At 63.5% G+C, this 14,796-nt stretch carries 17 protein-coding genes; 6 read left to right on the plus strand and 11 right to left on the minus strand.

What is annotated here, in order from left to right; genetic code table 11:
* Positions 1–60 precede the first annotated feature (60 nt).
* Together P3C39_RS22335 and ykgO are read right to left on the minus strand one after the other, a co-directional pair.
* Entirely contained in the window at positions 61–666 is a 606-nt protein-coding gene (locus P3C39_RS22335) for a hypothetical protein (protein ID WP_275954365.1), read from the minus strand.
* A 112-nt stretch (positions 667–778) separates the two neighbouring features.
* Entirely contained in the window at positions 779–904 is a 126-nt protein-coding gene (gene ykgO, locus P3C39_RS22340; protein ID WP_006203764.1) for a type B 50S ribosomal protein L36, read from the minus strand.
* 240 nt (positions 905–1,144) lie between these two features.
* Between ykgO and P3C39_RS22345 the strand changes: the two genes are divergently transcribed.
* Positions 1,145–1,567, plus strand: coding sequence for a lysozyme inhibitor LprI family protein (locus P3C39_RS22345; RefSeq protein WP_275954364.1), 423 nt, complete (start codon positions 1,145–1,147; stop codon positions 1,565–1,567).
* A gap of 6 nt (positions 1,568–1,573) precedes the next feature.
* On the opposite strand, the gene P3C39_RS22350 is transcribed toward P3C39_RS22345, so the two are convergent.
* From P3C39_RS22350 to P3C39_RS22390, 9 genes are all read right to left on the minus strand, one after another.
* Positions 1,574–2,653: a 5-(carboxyamino)imidazole ribonucleotide synthase gene (locus tag P3C39_RS22350; RefSeq protein WP_024502961.1), complete on the minus strand. Its 1,080-nt coding sequence runs from the start codon at positions 2,651–2,653 to the stop codon at positions 1,574–1,576.
* Positions 2,650–3,147: a 5-(carboxyamino)imidazole ribonucleotide mutase gene (gene purE, locus P3C39_RS22355; RefSeq protein ID WP_024502962.1), complete on the minus strand. Its 498-nt coding sequence runs from the start codon at positions 3,145–3,147 to the stop codon at positions 2,650–2,652. Before purE ends, P3C39_RS22350 begins: the two co-directional genes overlap by 4 nt.
* A gap of 102 nt (positions 3,148–3,249) precedes the next feature.
* A complete protein-coding gene (locus tag P3C39_RS22360) occupies positions 3,250–4,143 on the minus strand; it encodes a ribokinase (RefSeq protein WP_275954363.1) in 894 nt (297 codons plus the stop codon).
* A complete protein-coding gene (locus P3C39_RS22365; protein WP_013529211.1) occupies positions 4,140–5,015 on the minus strand; it encodes a MurR/RpiR family transcriptional regulator in 876 nt (291 codons plus the stop codon). The genes P3C39_RS22360 and P3C39_RS22365 overlap by 4 nt, the downstream gene beginning before the upstream one ends.
* Entirely contained in the window at positions 5,012–5,980 is a 969-nt protein-coding gene (locus P3C39_RS22370) for an ABC transporter permease (RefSeq protein WP_032899090.1), read from the minus strand. Before P3C39_RS22370 ends, P3C39_RS22365 begins: the two co-directional genes overlap by 4 nt.
* A 9-nt stretch (positions 5,981–5,989) precedes the next feature.
* Positions 5,990–7,504: a sugar ABC transporter ATP-binding protein gene (locus tag P3C39_RS22375; RefSeq protein WP_275954362.1), complete on the minus strand. Its 1,515-nt coding sequence runs from the start codon at positions 7,502–7,504 to the stop codon at positions 5,990–5,992.
* A 68-nt stretch (positions 7,505–7,572) separates the two neighbouring features.
* Positions 7,573–8,625 carry a substrate-binding domain-containing protein gene (locus P3C39_RS22380; RefSeq protein ID WP_024502965.1) on the minus strand — a complete coding sequence of 351 codons (1,053 nt, stop codon included), beginning with the start codon at positions 8,623–8,625 and terminating at the stop codon, positions 7,573–7,575.
* 41 nt (positions 8,626–8,666) lie between these two features.
* Positions 8,667–9,656, minus strand: a complete 990-nt coding sequence (locus P3C39_RS22385) for a TIM barrel protein (RefSeq protein WP_127369939.1) — start codon at positions 9,654–9,656, stop codon at positions 8,667–8,669.
* Positions 9,657–10,020: 364 nt separating this feature from the next.
* The gene (locus P3C39_RS22390; RefSeq protein ID WP_013529216.1) at positions 10,021–10,224 is read right to left on the minus strand and encodes a DUF465 domain-containing protein; all 204 of its coding nucleotides are present in this window, start codon (positions 10,222–10,224) and stop codon (positions 10,021–10,023) included.
* 239 nt (positions 10,225–10,463) lie between these two features.
* Between P3C39_RS22390 and P3C39_RS22395 the strand changes: the two genes are divergently transcribed.
* The 5 genes from P3C39_RS22395 to P3C39_RS22415 all read left to right on the plus strand — a co-directional run bounded on the left by P3C39_RS22395 (position 10,464) and on the right by P3C39_RS22415 (position 14,781).
* On the plus strand, positions 10,464–10,643 hold the full coding sequence (locus tag P3C39_RS22395) for a YdcH family protein (protein ID WP_013529217.1): 180 nt from the start codon (positions 10,464–10,466) through the stop codon (positions 10,641–10,643).
* Positions 10,644–10,977: 334 nt separating this feature from the next.
* Positions 10,978–12,231 (plus strand): flavodoxin-dependent (E)-4-hydroxy-3-methylbut-2-enyl-diphosphate synthase, encoded by a 1,254-nt coding sequence (gene ispG / locus P3C39_RS22400; RefSeq protein WP_024502967.1) that lies wholly within the window; start codon positions 10,978–10,980, stop codon positions 12,229–12,231.
* A gap of 5 nt (positions 12,232–12,236) precedes the next feature.
* Positions 12,237–13,091, plus strand: coding sequence for a lytic transglycosylase domain-containing protein (locus P3C39_RS22405; protein WP_013529219.1), 855 nt, complete (start codon positions 12,237–12,239; stop codon positions 13,089–13,091).
* Between the two features lie 87 nt (positions 13,092–13,178).
* The gene (locus P3C39_RS22410; protein WP_127368893.1) at positions 13,179–13,994 is read left to right on the plus strand and encodes a Stf0 family sulfotransferase; all 816 of its coding nucleotides are present in this window, start codon (positions 13,179–13,181) and stop codon (positions 13,992–13,994) included.
* A 46-nt stretch (positions 13,995–14,040) separates the two neighbouring features.
* Positions 14,041–14,781: a class I SAM-dependent methyltransferase gene (locus P3C39_RS22415; protein ID WP_063173214.1), complete on the plus strand. Its 741-nt coding sequence runs from the start codon at positions 14,041–14,043 to the stop codon at positions 14,779–14,781.
* Positions 14,782–14,796 lie beyond the last annotated feature (15 nt).

A 14,796-nucleotide genomic window follows, 5' to 3' on the forward strand; every position in this document is an offset into this window, starting at 1 on the left:
CCGCAGGTGCGATCTGCCCCTACTGTCTTACTGCCCTATTCCCTTACTCCCCTAGAGCAATCAAATGCCTTCACCGGCAAGTTCCTCCGAAATCGTGCCGACCTGGTCCTGGGCGCTGCGCATCATCGGATAGATGGCCAGCACCTTTTGCCAGGCCTCGAGCGCCGATTGCTTGTGGCCGGTCAACGCCATGATCTGCGCCAGGCCGGACAGCGCACCGAAATGGCGCGGCTCGAGCTGCAGCGTATGCTCGATGTCGGACATCGACTTGCCGTAGTTCTTCATCATGAAATGGACGGTGGCGCGCCGGTTCCAGCCCTCGGCATAAGTAGGCTGCAAAGTCACCACCTGGTCGAGGAAATCGAGCGCGACGTCGAACTTCTGGCCCTCGACGGCTTTTTGCGACCATTGCATCATCAGGTCGATCGAGGCGCTGCCGGATTGCGACCACTCGCTCCAGATGTTGCCGGCGATGCGCTCAGCCGCCTTTTCGTTGCGTTTGCGTTTCAAGTCGCTGAACAGCTGATCGAGGCGGGCTTGTTTCGTCGTTGCGGCGGGCGGCGCATCCTGAGTGGACGGCGGCGCGACAGCACCATCCGCCCATGCCGGGCCATAAATGACGCCGGAAACAAGCAGAGATGTCAAAAATGCAAAAGGAATCCGCATCGCCGGACTCTAGTCCCGGGCGAGAGAACGTCAAACTGAATTTGGCGTGAAAAGGCCGGCAGACGGCGACAAGCATCAAATGGGCGGAGGCGACAGCCTCCTGCCCGAAAACTCAGCCCTGACGTGCCTTGTAGCGCGGGGCGGTCTTGTTGATGATGTAGATGCGGCCCTTGCGGCGAACCAGCTGGTTGTCGCGGTGACGCGCCTTCAGCGCCTTGAGCGAATTCTTGATCTTCATGGTCTTGCCTGTCGGTGTGGACCCGGTTGGGTCGAAATTTTAAGGCGCGCCAGAAGACGCGCCTTTGAACTGTGGGTGGCTCATAAACGAGGAGCCTTGTCCCTGTCAACCGCAAGCGTGCTCCATAGCGGCTGTGAATCATCCCTGTCATCAATTATCCGCCATGTCTGCCTTGCGGCATTGCGCGGCCCTGGACCGGCTGGGATGATGCGGTCGCCGTGAAATGATTTGGAGACGACTATGCGCCGGATGTTCCTGGCCGCCTGCCTTGTCCTGCTGGCGGCAGCTTCGGTTGCGCGCGCGCAGGAATGCGACCGCAGCGACGACAGCCAGCAAATGATGAACATCTGTGCCGGCGAGGACTACCAGGCGGCCGACGCCAGGCTCAACACGGCCTATCAGAACCTCATCAGCTCGGACGATGCCAACGGCAAGAGATTGCTGCAGGTGGCGCAACGCGCCTGGATCACTTTTCGCGATGCCGAGTGCGCGCATTCCACCGCCGCCAGCGAAGGCGGATCGATCCATTCGATGGAAGTTTCGCAATGCCTGACCAGATTGACCAATGACCGCGTCAAGCAGCTCGCTGCCGCGGCCAATTGCAAGGAAGGCGATGGGAGTTGCGCCAATCCAGGGCAGGACGAGAGCGACGACGCGCAGTAGGCAACCTTATGAGGCGCGACGTCTGATCCGAGTGAAATGACCCATCTTGCGGCCGGGCCGCGCTTCGGCCTTGCCGTAGAGATGCAGCATCAGATCGGGCTCGGCGAGAAGCTCCGGGACGCGCAGCACATCGTCGCCGATCAGGTTTTCCATCACGCAGTCGGAATGGCGGTCCGGGCCGCCGAGCGGCAGGCCGGCGATGGCGCGGATATGCTGCTCGAACTGCGAAACGACACAGGCGGCTTCCGTCCAATGGCCGGAATTGTGCACGCGCGGCGCGATCTCGTTGGCCAGCAGCGAGCCATCGGCCAGCACGAAGAACTCGACGCCGATGACACCGACATAGTCGAGCGCCGCAAGGATCTTCGATGCGGCCGTTCGGGCTGCTTGCGCCGTCTCCGGCATAATGGCGGCCGGCAAGGTCGATGTGTGGAGAATGCCGTTGCGATGGATATTCTCGGCTGGATCGTAGGCGACAACCGCACCGTCCAGCCCACGCGCCGCGATCACCGATATCTCGCACTCGAACGGCACGAAGGACTCCAGAATCAGCGGCACATTGCCCATCGCCTCGCATGTGCCGGCAAAACCGCCGGCTTCCATGTTGCGGAAGACGCGCTGGCCCTTGCCGTCATATCCCATGCGCCGGGTCTTCAGGATGCCGCTGCCGTCGGATGCTTTCAGCGCCGCCGCCAGCTCGTCATCATTGTCGACGGCGTGGAAATCGGCGGTGGCAATGCCGATGCCGTTGAGGAATGTTTTTTCGTCCACCCGGTCCTGCGCCACTTCCAGCGCACGCGCCGGCGGATAGACCGGAACCTTGGCCGCCAGCGCGCTGGCCGCCGCGACCGGGACGTTCTCGAACTCGTAGGTGATGACGGAACTCGACGCTGCCAGGTCGGCAAGGGCGGCCGGGTCGTCATAGGCGGCTGTTATCTGCCGGTTGGCGACCTGTGCGGCCGGGCAATCCGCTTGCGGCTCCAGCACCACGGTGCGGTAGCCGAGACGGGCGGCAGCAACAGCCAGCATGCGGCCGAGCTGGCCGCCGCCAATGATGCCGATGGTCGATCCGGCGGGCAGGCTCACGGCGTATCCGTCGGTTCAGCCGCGACCTTGGCAGTCTGCGCGGCGCGCCAGGCATCCAGACGGACGGCAAGGCTGTCATCGTTCAGGGCCAGCACGGCGGCGGCCAAAAGGGCTGCGTTGGTGGCGCCGGCCTTGCCGATGGCCAGCGTTCCAACGGGAATGCCGGCTGGCATCTGGACGATGGACAGCAGCGAATCCTGCCCGGAAAGCGCTTTCGATTCCACCGGCACGCCGAACACCGGCAATGGCGTCATCGCCGCCGTCATGCCGGGCAGGTGTGCTGCACCGCCGGCGCCGGCGATGATCACCTGGTAACCGGCCGCCTTGGCGCCCTTGGCGAAATCATAGAGCCGGTCCGGTGTGCGGTGCGCGGAGATGATGAGCCGCTTGTGCGGGATGCCAAGTGCTTCCAGCGTTTCGGCGGCATGGCGCATCGTCGCCCAGTCGGACTGGCTGCCCATGATGATGGCGACGTCGGCGCGTTGATCGTCCAAGTTCGTGTTCCCCGGCGACAAAGGCGCGCCTTAGCGGAATTCGCGCGAGGCCGCAAGGATAGGCGGCCGCTGCTGCGGTCTGGCAAGACGGAAACCAGCCGGTCAGATGCCGTCGCGCTCGGCCTCTGGCGTCGAGACCAGCAAGGCCGAAGCCGCGTTGGCGGCGGTGATGGCCGCCCGCATGGTCTGCCCACGGGCAAGTCCCGCGGCCAGCGCGCCAACGAATTCATCGCCGGCGCCATGCGTGCTGGCGACCTTGACCGGGATGGCGGACAGCGCAAAGGCCTCGCCGCTCCGACCGCAACAGGCGACGCCCTCGCCGCCCGCCGTGACGATTGCCATCGGATAGAGATCGGCCAATAGCCGTGCGGCTTGCGCGGCCCCGTCGAGTGTCTCGACCACTGCTGTGCCAGCCAGGAATTCCGCCTCGATCGCGTTGACCACCAATATGTCGACCAGGGCGATCAACGCCTCGGAGAGTTTGCGCGCGGGGGCCGCGTTGAGCACGACGCGACCGCCCCGTGCCTTGACTGCGCGTGCGGCGGCAATGTTGGCGGCTTCCGGCACTTCGTTCTGCAGCAGGAGCACCGCCGTCTGTCCCACCACATCGGAAGCAGAGGCACTGTCGGCATGGCCCAGTGTCAGATTGCTGCCCGAGACGATCACCGCGCCATAGTCGCCGCCTTGGTCGAAGATCGCCACGCTCATGCCGGAGCCGGCGCCAGCGGCCACCCGCACGAAGCGGCGGTCGACCTTGGCGCGATCGAGATTGGCCAGCAACGCCCGCCCGAAATCATCGTCGCCGACGGCGCCGATCATCGCCGCATACACACCGGCCCGCGCCGCCGAGACGGCCTGGTTGCCGCCCTTGCCACCGCATTTGGGGTGCCAGGCATGGCCGGTCACCGTCTCGCCCTTGCGCGGGCGGTCGGGGGCGTCGACCATAATGTCGTAATGCAGGCTGCCGAACACGGTCACCAGCGGCGTTGTCGTCATGAGCCCCGGTCTTTTCGTTTCGATGTCACCGCCGACATGGTGCGGCCGAGATTGCGCTCCGCCGCCTGATAGTCGCGCTGCGCCACCGCGACGAACAACGCGTCGAGAATGTTGAGCTGGGCAATGCGGGCCGCTGCGTTCTCGCCCATCAGCGGCGAGCCCTGCGCGGTCGAGCACAGAACGATATCGGCGACGGCGGCCAGGGGCGAGTTGTCGTAATTGGTGATGGCCAGCGTGCGGGCACCGTTCTTGCGGGCCAACTGGATGGCGTCGATAACGGCCGACGTGTTGCCCGAATGCGAGAAGCCGACGGCGATGTCGTCGCCGCCGAGCAGCGAGGCCGACATCAGCATCATGTGCGAATCGTCGTAGACGGATGCGCGGATGCCGATGCGCAGGAATTTGTGCGAAACGTCGCGCGCGATCTGCGCCGAGCCGCCGACGCCATAGAAATCCCGGTTCTTGGCACGGAAGAGCAGCTCGGCGGCGCGGTCGAAATCCTCGATGTCGAGGATCGCCAGCGTCTCCTCCAGCGCCTGGATGGAGGTGCGGAACACTTTTTGCACGATCTCGGCCGAACTGTCGTCGGATGACAGTTCCTGGTGCATCTCGGCGGTCGGCAGGCGACTGTACTCATAGACGGCGGTGCGGAAGTCGCGATAGCCGGAAAAGCCGAGCTTCTTGGCGATCTTGACCACCATCGCCTCGGACACGCCGGATTCCTCGGCGATCTGCTTCAGCGGAATGCTCTCGTCGAAGCCGCGCCGGCCGAAGACGGTTTCCACCACCTTCGCCTCCAGCGGAGTGAGATGCGGCATCATCATGCGGATGCGCGGTCCTACCGCTTTCAGGTCCAGCCCGCTCAAGGTCATCCACGCCCCCTCGTCACGCGATCGATAAGCATCGCGGCGAGGATTATAAGACCAGTTGCCAGAAGCTGATAGAAGGACTGGACGTTCATCAGCGTCAAACCGTTGCGCATGGCGCCGAGGATGACGGCGCCCAGGATGGTGCCGACGACGCTGCCCTTGCCGCCCATCAGCGAGGCGCCGCCGATGGCGGCAGCCGCGATGGCGTCGAGCTCCCAGAGATTGCCGAGGATGGGTTCGGCGGCGCCCAACCGGCCGATCAGGATCTGCGCGGCAAGCGCCGCCAGCAGGCCTGAGATCATGTAGGCGGCGATCTTGGTGCGGGCAATCGGCACGCCGGCGATGTAGGCCGCCTCCTCGTTGCCGCCGACGGCGAGCAGATATTCGCCGAAGGGCGTCTTCTTCAAAACGACCCAGGCGACGACAGCCACGCAGGCGACGATGACGACCGCCAGAGGCAGTCCGAACAGCGAACCGTTGAAGACGGCGCGAAAGCCTGGGGGCAGGCCGAGGACCGGATTGCCGCCGGTGTAGATCAGCGCCAGTGCCCGATAGGTGCTGAGCGTTCCCAACGTGACGATGAAGGGCTGCAGCCCAACATGGGCGACGAGCACGCCGTTGACGAGGCCGCAGGCAAGACCAATGGCGAAGCCGGCGGCGATGGCCAGCGGAAACGGCACGCCGGCGACCATCATAGAGGCCGAGATGACGGCCGAGAGTGCTGCCGTCGGCCCGACCGACAGGTCGATGCCGCCGGAGATGATGACCAGCGTCATGCCCAGCGCCAGACAGGCATTGATGCTCGACTGCTGCAGGATGTTGATCAGGTTGCGCTCGGCGAAAAAGCCGGGCACCAGCGCGCCGAACACGGCCAGGATCACGACAAGCCCGATCAGCGTGCCGGCGTCGCGCATGGAAACACCGCGCAGGAATTCGGCCTGGGACCGCACCAGAGTGGCATCCGACATATCCGTCACCTACTGCCTTGCCGGCTGTGCGGCCGGCGTTTGCGTTTGCGGGATGGCGTGCGCCGCGATCGCCTGTTCTGAGAGATTTGCCCTATCGAGTTCGGCGGCGATGGTGCCGTCGCGCATGACCAACACGCGGTCGGCAAGCCGGATCACCTCGGGCAGTTCGGAGGAGACGACGACCACCGCATGGCCCTCGGCGGCGAGTTCCTCGATCAGATGATAGATCTCCGCCTTGGCGCCGACATCGATGCCGCGCGTCGGCTCGTCGAACAAGAGGATGCGTGTTCCCGCCGCCAGCCAGCGGCCGATGATCGCCTTCTGCTGGTTGCCGCCGCTGAACAGGCGGATCGGCCGGTCGAGCAGGAATGGGCGCAGATTGACGCGGCTCATCTTCTCGGCCGCCACCTGTTTCAACCTGGCGTGATCGATGAGGCCGCGCGGCGCGAACACGGCCATCGAGGCCAGCGCCATATTGCTGGTGATCGGGCGCAGCGGCACGATGCCTTCGCGTTTGCGCTCCTCCGGCACCAGTCCGACGCCGGCGGCAATCGCGTCACGCGGGCTGAAGAACCGTGCCGCCTTGCCGTCGATTGCAATCGTCCCGGCCGTGGCGCGATCGGCGCCGGCCAAGAGCCGCAGCAGTTCAGTGCGGCCGGAACCGACCAGGCCGGCAATGCCCAGCACCTCGCCGCGATGCAGATCGAACGACACGTTGCGCACCTTCGTCGCCGAGGAGAGGCCACGCGCGCTCAGCATGACCTTGTTCGTGGCATGGGAATTATGCTGCTCCTGCGCCAGTTCGCGGCCGACCATCATCGCCACGACCGCTTTCTCCGACAGGTCGTTCAGATCGACGGAATCGACGACGACGCCATCGCGCATGATGGTGGCGCGCCGGCAGATGCCGAACACCTCGTCCAGCTTGTGCGAGACATAGACGACGGCGACGCCGTCGCGGGCGAGGCCGGTGATGACTTGCGCCAGCCGTTCGAATTCGCTCGGCGTCAGGCTCGATGTCGGCTCGTCCATGGCAACGATGCGGGCGCGATCGAGCAGCGCGCGGGCGATCTCGACAATCTGCCGCTGCGCCACCTTCAGGGTACCGAGGGGTGCAGCCGGATCGATGGAGGGATCGATGGCCGCAAGAGCCTCCGCAGCACGGCGCTCCTGTTCGCGCCGAGCGACGAAGATGGCGCCGCGCGTCAGCGGATGGCCTAGGAACATGTTCTGGGCGACGCTAAGGCGTGGTACCTGCTGCAATTCCTGATGGATCATGGCGACGCCCGCAGCGCGTGCGGCGACCGGGTTGGCGAGTGTAACCGGCTTGCCGTCGATGAGGACGCTTCCCGCTGTCGGCGTGTGGACGCCAGACAGGATGCGCAGCAGCGTCGACTTGCCGGCGCCATTTTCCCCGAGCAGGCCGTGGATTTCACCGGCACCTACCGAGAACGACACGCCGTCAAGCGCCCGCACGGCCGGAAACAGCTTGGAAATGCCCTGGAATTGCAGCCGGGGTGACATTGGGTTCTATCTCCGGGCAACGGTGCCGGCGGGAGCGAATTGCTCTGGCCGGCACTCGCCGATTGGCCTTACTGGCCCGCAGCCGCGTCCTCGAGCAGTGCCTTGCGCGCGCCGGCGCCGGAATAGCGGTCGGCATTGTCCTTGGTGATCAGTGCCTGGGGCGTGGCGACGACGCGGGGCAGCTTCTGTCCCGCGACGAGACGCAGAGCAGTTTCCAACGCCACTTCGCCGGTCAGCACCGGGAAACTGTCGACCGTGCCGGTCAGTTCGCCGGCCCGTATGGAGGCATAGGCGTCGGAAATGCCGTCGGTGCCGAAGACCGCAACCTTGTCCTGCAGGCCGGCGGCCTTGACTGCCTCGACGATGCCGAGCGCCATGCCGTCATTGTTGGCATAAAAGCCGATCAGGTCGGGGTGCTGCTGCAGGATGTTGGTGGCCGCATCATAGGAGGTCTGGCGGTCCCAGTTGCCGGGAACGCTGGCGACGACCTCGAACTTGCCTGCCTCGGTGATGGTCGACTTGAAGCCGTCGGTGCGCTGCACGGCGGCATAGACGCCAGCCTGGCCTTCGACGATGGCGACCTTGCCGCCATCCGGACGGTTCTTGATGAACCATTTGGCGACGCGCACGCCATTGTCGCGCTGGACATTGCCGACATAATGTTCGGCCTGCGGGATGACGGCGTCATTGACGTTGACCACCGGCACGTTGGCGGCCTTGGCTTGCTCCATGATCGGCTGCAGATTGGCATCCGTTTGCGGCGAGACGAGCAGCACGTTGTAGCCCTGGGTCACCAGGCCTTCGGCAATGGTGAGCTGGCCGAGCTGGTCGCCCTCGCTTTGCGCTGCCTGATAGACGACGGGAACGCCGACCTTGGCGCCGAATGCCGTGTAGCCCTCGCCCAGCGAGCGCCAGTATTCATTGGTCAGCGTCTTGGAGACGGCGCCTGCCTTGGTGCCTTCGGGCAGCTTGGGGAACGCGCCGAATTTGGCCTCGACCTGCGACCAGTCGATGCGGTCCTTTTCCGTGTCGGAATTGAGCGGCGCGAGGTCGGCCGAAAAGGCAGAGCCGATCGACAGCGCCATCAGTGCGGCGGTAGCAGTGGCAAGCAGAAGTTTCATTGTATTCCTCCCTTGTTGAAAACGATAATGGTGCGGATGCCTCAGCTATCCGGCCCGAGCATGATTTCCTGGATGATGGCCTGCGACGTCACCGCATCCTGGCTGTCCATGGCGGCGGACAGGCGATTGTCCTGCTCCAGCCGGTCGACGACGCGCAGCATGCGCTTGACGGTGGCGATGTTGACTTCGCACTCGCGCACCGGATCGAGCCCGGTCATGTCGGGGAACGTGTCGAAATAGATGGCGCCGGCGTAACCGTCGCGGCGAATCTGCCTGAGCAGCTCGATGGTCTGCAGCGTGTGCACCGCGCCGACCATCAGGCCGTCGTCGCGCTTGGCGTAGCCGTCGTTCAGATGCACGCCGAGCAGCTTGCTGTGGCGCGCCACCAGGGCCGCGGCAAAGGCCGGCTGTTCGTCAGCATAGAGCACATGGGCGAAATCGAGGGTGACGCCCAGATTGGGCAGGCCGACATCGCGGATCGCCAGCAAGGTCGTCGCCGCATCCGGCATCAGGCTGTAGGAGCGTGGTTCGTTCGGTTTGTACTCAAGGCTGATCTGACAGTCGGGATCATGCGCGGCTACTTCACGAATCCCCTCGATTTCGTGTTGCCAAAGCGTCACATAGTCGGCCTGGAAGGCGTAGTCGAAGCCATCCTGGCCGAGCCACAGCGTCATCAGGCTGGCGCCGGCCTCACGCACGGCATCGATGCCGGCTTTGGTCAGGTCGATGGCCTCGCGGCGCACCGCCGGATCCGGATTGGTGAAGGCGCCGAGCTTGAAGGCGGGGTTGGAGTAGTAGCGCATGGCAAAGCCATTGATAGAAAGCCCGAGATCGCTCAGTTTGAGGGCGATTTCCGCAGGCTTTTCAGTGACATGGTCGGGAAAGTTGAGGTCGAGATCGGTAAGCCCGCCGACCTTGGCGGCGCGCGCCGCCATCTGCAGCAGCGACGGCTTGCCGGTAAGATCAGGCCATTCGGCCTGCGGCCGCGAGGCAAAGGAATTTAGGCGCGTGGCGAAACGAGTGGCTGTCATGGTCGATCCTTCAATCGTCATGACTTCACATAAATACAAATATTTGTAAAGTTATTGTTTTGAGGGGCGGGCGGTGATCTGTGTCGACGGCCGGGGCTGAGCCGCGCGAAGGCGCAGGTTTCCCAGCGGCGTCGCCGGACAATCCGTCAGAACGGTGGGATCACTGACCGAGAGCGTGCGACGAAGCCGTCGAGTTCGAGGTGCTCCATGTGCGAGATCGCCCGGCAGGACGCGCCGTCGCGGCTAGTGCACCGGCGAAAAAGAGCCCAACGATTGACCGGCCAAAGGCACCGTCACACGACCGCGCAGGGAGATGCAGATCGCCGCTGCCTGGCGCTCGATCAGCGTCAGCACTTCACATCGTTCAAGCAATGATGTCGGGAATGATCTTGTCTTCCAGCGCCATCAGCCGGTCCTTGAGGAACAGCTTCTTCTTCTTCATGCGCTGGATCTGCAGCGGATCGCAGGCCATGGCGATCATCGCGTTGATGGCTGCATCGAAATCGGCGTGTTCCTGCTTCAGGCGGGAAAATTCGAGGCGAATATCGGCCTGTTCCTGATCGGACATTCTCTACCGTCTGCACGTCTGCGGCGCCCAAAGCTGGGCCTGATTGGGCGGGGCCGGGTGTTTTGTCACCGGCGTGCAGCCCATATCACATTTCACAGTGTCGTGGAATGCTACCACGGATCATTCGACATCGCCCGCGGAAGGTGACACACTGTCACCGTGCCGTCACAGAAGCGAACCTGCGGTGGACGCGCCGTGACGGTTGCAATCGAGGAAAACCATGAAAGGGAGAACCAATCATGTCTCTTGCATCCCATCTTGATGAGTTGCAGCGGAAACACGGCGACATCGAACGTGAAATCGATGACGCGATGAATCATCCATCGGTCGACGACCTCGAAATCGTGAATCTTAAGCGACGCAAGCTGGCACTCAAGGACGAGATTGAAAAACTAAGAGGAAAACCGACCACGCATTGATGCCCTCCTGACATAGCCGCCCGGTATCCGCGGCCTCTTTTCCCGGCGGCTCCCCGCCGCCGGCGTGGAGGGGTTTGATTTCCCAGCACCGGTCTGTCAGCCGAAGCTGGACTTGCACCGGCTTAATATCCGCTTCGGCCGTCGCCCGTTTCGCCAGATCCTCGATTGTTTTTGGTCGTTGGCGGCGTGCCGATTCCGGCCAGTGGCGACCTGTCGCCATTGACAAGCCATCTTTGCTCCTCCACCTCATGCCCGGACCTCAGCGCATCGGCCCGGGGCGTCGTTGTGCGCCCATGCAGGACACAAGATGCTCCAGAGACAAAAGGCTGCCGGCATGACCGGATATTTTTCCTCTCCTTTCCCCCGCCGCACCTCGGTCGGCGTCGATGTGGGCGGCGTGGTCGTCGGCGGCGGCGCGCCCGTTGTCGTCCAATCGATGACCAACACCGACACGGCCGATATCGACCAGACCGTCGCGCAGGTCGCAGCACTGCACCGGGCCGGCTCCGAGATCGTGCGCATCACCGTCGATCGCGACGAGAGTGCCGCCGCCGTACCGCGCATTCATGAGCGGCTTCAGCGGCTTGGCATCAACGTGCCGCTGGTCGGCGACTTCCACTATATCGGCCACAAGCTCTTGGCCGATCACCCGGCCTGCGCCGAGGCGCTGGCCAAATATCGGATCAACCCCGGCAATGTCGGCTTCAAGGACAAGAAGGACCGGCAGTTCGCCGACATCGTCGAGATGGCGATCAGGCATGACAAGCCGGTGCGCATCGGTGTCAACTGGGGCTCGCTCGACCAGGAGCTTTTGACCCGGCTGATGGACGACAACCAGGACAAGGGTTTTCCGCTGACGGCGCAAGAGGTGATGCGCGAGGCGATCGTGCAGTCGGCCATTCTCTCGGCCGAGATGGCGGAAGAGATCGGCCTTGGCCGCGAGAAAATCATCCTGTCGGCCAAGGTCAGCGGCGTGCAGGACCTGATTGCCGTCTATGCCGAGCTCGCCACCCGCTCCAACCATGCGCTGCATCTCGGCCTGACCGAAGCCGGCATGGGCTCGAAAGGCATCGTCGCTTCGTCGGCCGCCATGGGCATCCTGCTGCAGCAAGGCATCGGCGACACCATCCGCATCTCGCTGACGCCGGAGCCGAATGGCGACCGCACGCGCGAGGTGCAGGTTTCGCAGGAATTGCTGCAGACGATGGGGTTCAGGCAGTTCGTGCCGATCGTCGCCGCGTGTCCCGGCTGCGGCCGCACGACCTCGACCGTGTTCCAGGAGCTCGCTCAGAACATCCAGGCAGATCTCAGGAAGAACATGCCGGTGTGGCGCGACAAATATCCCGGCGTCGAGAACCTCAAGGTCGCGGTGATGGGTTGCATCGTCAACGGCCCGGGCGAGTCCAAGCATGCCGATATCGGCATTTCGCTGCCCGGCACCGGCGAGACGCCGACGGCGCCTGTCTTCGTCGACGGCAAGAAGGCGGCGACGCTGCGCGGACCGTCGATCGCGGCGGATTTCGAGAAAATGGTCGCCGACTATATCGAACAGCGGTTCGGTCGCGGCGGCAAGGCCGCGGCAGAGTAGGTCAAATGCAGCGTTTCCTGTGGGCGACGCTGGTCCTGCTGTGTGGGCTAGTCTGGTCGACACTGGCTCAGGCCGATCCGCCGCAATCCGCCAAGCAACGGCTTATCGACAAGGTCTGCAACCTGATCCAGGCGCATGCCGACCAGAATGGTTTGCCCAGGGATTTCTTCGCCCGGCTGATCTGGAAGGAGAGCCGTTTCGATCCCAACGCCGTCAGTCCCGTCGGCGCCGAAGGCATTGCCCAGTTCATGCCGGGAACCGCCAAGATGCGCGGGCTTGCCAATTCCTTCGACATCAATCAGGCGATCCCGGCTTCGGCGAAATATCTCGCCGAAATGAAAACCGGCTACGGCAATCTCGGCCTGGCGGCCGCCGCCTACAATGCCGGCGAGAGCCGGGTGTCGCGCTGGCTCAGTTCCGGCGGTTTCCTGCCGATGGAAACCGAAAGCTATGTCTTCGACATCATGGGCGAACCAGCCGACAAGTTCACCGACCGAGCCTATGCCGGAAGGGTCGAACCGCTCGACGCTAAGGCGGATTTTGCCGTCGCTTGCCGAAAACTGCCGGTGATCATGTCGCGGACCGTGGCGATGGCCTCGATCAACGTAAAGCCGTGGGGCATCCAGGTGGCCGGCAATTTCCGCCGCAGTGCCGCGATCAACCAGTGGCTCAGGGTAAGGAGCCGGTTCCCGGCCCTGCTCAATGGGCACGATCCAGTGGTCAGCCGGGTGCGCACGCCGATCGGCCGGCGGGGTATCTATGCGGTCAGGATCGGTGTCGACCACCGCGCCGATGCAAACGTCATCTGCCAGAAATTGCAAAGCATCGGTGGGGCATGCGTGGTGGTGCGCAACCGGTAATTTGACCCCTGCCTGCAGGGTATTTTGTCTGAGAGAGGCATTTAAAAAGCGACAGCCGTGGCGTCGCATCCAGCAAGGATTTCAGCTATGGCGGCGGCCATGTTACCAGGAGCGACAGCCCCTGCCTTTGACAAGCCGCGTGGGCACAACATGTTCGATGGATACATTATCTGCGGTACGCCGAGGACGGGGAGCACTTTGCTGTGCAAGCTTCTGGCGTCCACGAAGACGGCCGGTGATCCGCACTCATTCTATCGGCGCCAGGACGTGGTGGAGTGGGCCGAAGAGTGGAAGTTGCCCGATCGCGCCGCGATGAGCGAGCTCGAATTCGATGCCGCGTATCTCGATGCCGCGATCGCCGCCGGCAAGGGTGGGACCGGCCTCTTCGGCCTCCGCTTGATGCGCGAAAATCTGGATGAGCTTTCGGCGATCCTCGACCGGATTTTCCCAAAACTGCCATCCGACAGAGCACGGTTCGAAAGAGCATTCGGCAATGTTCTCTACATACACCTCTCGCGGGAAGACAAGCTTGCGCAGGCTGTCTCCCTGATCAAGGCAGAGCAGACCGGTCTTTGGCATATCGCTCCCGACGGCACCGAGATCGAAAGGGTCGCACCGCCGAAAGAGCCCCAATATGATTTCGAGCGGATCAGGCGTGAGGTCGAGGTACTCGAGACCTATGATGCGGCATGGAACATCTGGTTCGCTGAGCAAGGCATAACTCCGCTTCGGGTTGGCTACGAGCGCCTTTCGAGCAATCCGGCGGCGACATTGCTAGGCATCTGCGAAGTCTTGGGCGTTCAAGCGCCGAATGCCGATGACGTGAGGCCCGGCGTTGCAAAGCTCTCCGACGACACGAGCCTCGACTGGATGCGCCGCTATCGCCTCGACGCAGCCGCCTGATGCATTGATGGGCTGCAGCTGGAAATTTGGAGTATGGGCAGCGACTATGACCGACCCTATCTACAGCGATCCCGACTTCGTCCAGTTCTATGATATCGAGAATCAAAGCGGCCGTGCCGATTTTGATTACTGTATCGGTCTTGCCGTAAATCGCGGCTCGGTCCTCGATCTCGGCTGTGGCACTGGCCAACTGGCTGCCGAACTTGCCGAGGGGCATAATGTCACTGGCGTTGATCCGGCATCGGCGATGCTCGACGTGGCGCGGCGCAGGGCCGGCGGCGACAGGGTCGACTGGGTCGAGGCCGACGCGCGAACTGTTCGGCTCGGGCGGCGTTTCGACCTGGTCCTGCTCACCGGGCATGCGTTCCAGGTTTTCCTGACAGGCGAGGATCAGATGGCGGTGCTGGGCACCATCGCCGAGCATCTCGCTCCCGGCGGGCTCTTCATTTTCGACACACGAAATCCCGCCGAGGAGGAATGGCTGGAATGGACACCGCAGCGCTCCGAACGGGCAGTTACGCATCCCGGCCTCGGCACGGTCAAAGCCTGGTATGATGCCGAACACGATGCCGCTACCGGCATCGTCACCTACTCGACCTTCTATGACATTCCGGGCGGTAGACCTGTTCTGGGCGCCGAATCCAAGATCGCGTTCCCCAAGAAGGAAGATCTTGCGGGGATGCTGGACGAGACTGGCCTGTTGGTCGAGCAGTGGCTGGGTGACTGGCAGGGCACACCTTATGGTGTGACCTCGCCGGAAATCATCCCGATCGGCCGGTTGCGCTGATCCGGCCTGACCAAT

Origin of the sequence: Mesorhizobium sp. XAP4 (assembly GCF_029269325.1) — a bacterium.
In the GTDB taxonomy this organism is placed as follows: Bacteria; Pseudomonadota; Alphaproteobacteria; order Rhizobiales; family Rhizobiaceae; genus Mesorhizobium; species Mesorhizobium ciceri.